Below are 2257 nucleotides of genomic sequence, written 5' to 3'. Positions count from 1 at the left end.
TGAGTCTGGGCAACAATAATGAAATTTTATGGGGAAGTATCTCTCCTGGGGGTGAAAACGTCACAAGAACAGCAGTTGGTCGTTCGGTAGGGGAATTTTGGGGCTACACCACCAACGGTTTATATACCAGTCAGGCACAATTGGATGCCGATAAAGCTTTTGCACCCCACGCAGCATTGGGCGATGTACGCTTCAATGACCGAAATGGCGACAAGGTCTTAAATGATCAGGATAAGGATTTTTTGGGAAGCCCAATACCTGATTTTAGTTACGGCTTCAATGCTGATGTAAACTACAACAGTTCGATTGGCACATTTGATCTGTCGATGATGTGGCAGGGAAGTAAAGGAAACGACATCTACAACAATAGCCGCTATTGGGGCGAGGGAATGTACCATTACTACAATAATTTTGCATCGACTCTGGATCGTTATCGTGCGGAGGAGCTTGTCTTCAAAAATCCGGTATCTGGTGAAACTACGGTCTATCCAAAAAATACAGATACTACTATTCCACGCGCTGTACTCGGCGACCCGAATCAAAATTTAAGGGCATCCAACAGGTTTGTGGAGGATGGTTCTTATTTGCGGCTTAAAGTCCTCAACATTGGTTACAGTTTTTCAAGTCCTAGACTTGAACGTTGGAAGATCGACCGACTGCGGTTTTACATAGGCGCAAAAAACCTACTGACCTTTACCAAGTATTCAGGTTATGATCCTGAAGTGGGCTCGGGCGATACACGCTCCAATCTAAGCCGTGGTATCGATGGGCAAACGCCTTGGGGGTTGAGCTTTCCAAATTCAAGAGAGTATTTTATGGGTATTCAATTTACATTCTAATCCCTTATTGACATCATGAATAGAAAATATATAAAACTCGCAGCTGCTGCATTGCTGATACAGTTTTCAAGCTGCAAACCGAATCTGGATCTCTCCAACCCGCAGGAATTGTCGACAGACACCTATTATAAAACAGCAGATCAATTGGAAAATTCGGTCATACCGGCCTACCAAGCGTTAATCGGCCGCACACAGGGTGGATATGCGCGCAGTTTGTATTTCGAGCTTTTGGCTCCTGGGGATGATTACAATCATACCTTCAAATGGGAACCCATGTATCAGGATACCTACAATACCCCTGCGAGCGATGGGATGGCCGCCCAGACCTGGAGAGATTTTTGGAACGGGGTGTTTGCGGCTAATTTAGCCATCGATCGGATTCAGAAGTTTGAAGGCGAAATAGATCAAAATAGAAAGAATAGACTCTTGGGGGAAGCGTATTTTTTGAGAGCACTGAACTATTTGCACCTGAGCATGTTGTTTGGCGAAACCATTCCGCTGATCAATAAACCTGTCGAGACCAACGAAGATTATTATCCGGGCAACGCAGCGGCGGGTGCCGTGTATGCGCTGATCGTGGATGATTTTAAGAAAGCATCGGAATTGTTGCCAACGCGGGCAGCACTCTATGCCGACAGTAAAATGATCGGTCGGGCAACCAAAGGTGCAGCACAGGCTTACCTGGCCAAAACTTATTTGTATAAACCCATCCTCGCAAAAGGACAGGCAGCGGATTTTGCCAATGCTGAGATCCAGTTGAAAAGCGTGATTGATAGCAAGGAGTATCAATTGATGTCTTCCTATAGCGACAATTTTTTGGAGGCGAAAGAAAATAATCAAGAATCTGTGTTCGAGGTACAACTCTACAATGGGCCGGGCTGGCTAGGGGACGATATATCAAGTTCGTGGCGATGGCAGGAAATAGGCATGTTTGATGGTACCGGTGGGGCCTGGTGGAACCTGGCTCCGAATAAAATGGCGCATGATGAATTTGAAGAGGGGGACCCTAGAAAGTTTATGACGCTGTGGTGCGAAAACGGTGCAAAGTTTACACAACTGGACGGTAAGGTGAGCACCTATACAGACTGGATGAAAAACCTGGCAACCAATAAAGATCTCTATGGTACGAGAAAATATTGCCCCGATGTTCAGATTGCGGATTTCGACAATGGCAACAATGACCGGTAAAGATTCCAAAACAGGAAATCTCATCAATTCCGATATGAGCTTTGGTACAATTCATAATCAACGCAATTGTTATTTAAATCTTGATGCCATTTATAAATGAAAGCAATAAAAATAGTGAAAGAGGGACGTGTGGAAATCATGGATATTCCGCAACCGACTGTTAAGGATGGACATGTCCTCGTAAAGGTAGACTATGTTGGATTCTGCGGTTCAGATCTGAATACCTTTCG

The 2257-nt window shown here is 44.8% G+C and carries 1 protein-coding gene and 1 pseudogene; both read left to right on the top strand.

Features of this window, described 5'->3' with window-relative positions; genetic code table 11:
• A pseudogene (locus tag B2X72_RS07500) lies at nucleotides 1-839 on the top strand (SusC/RagA family TonB-linked outer membrane protein); the annotation flags it as partial.
• 15 nt (nucleotides 840-854) lie between these two features.
• Complete coding sequence (locus tag B2X72_RS07495) at nucleotides 855-2027, top strand: RagB/SusD family nutrient uptake outer membrane protein (RefSeq protein ID WP_286848877.1); 1173 nt, start codon at nucleotides 855-857, stop codon at nucleotides 2025-2027.
• The last annotated feature ends 230 nt before the right edge of the window (nucleotides 2028-2257 follow it).

The organism is Sphingobacterium sp. UBA7253, assembly GCF_002472745.1.
GTDB classification, from domain to species: Bacteria; Bacteroidota; Bacteroidia; order Sphingobacteriales; family Sphingobacteriaceae; genus Sphingobacterium; species Sphingobacterium siyangense.
Note: the sequence above shows the minus strand (reverse complement) of the source record. Positions and strands in the feature narration are given on the sequence as shown.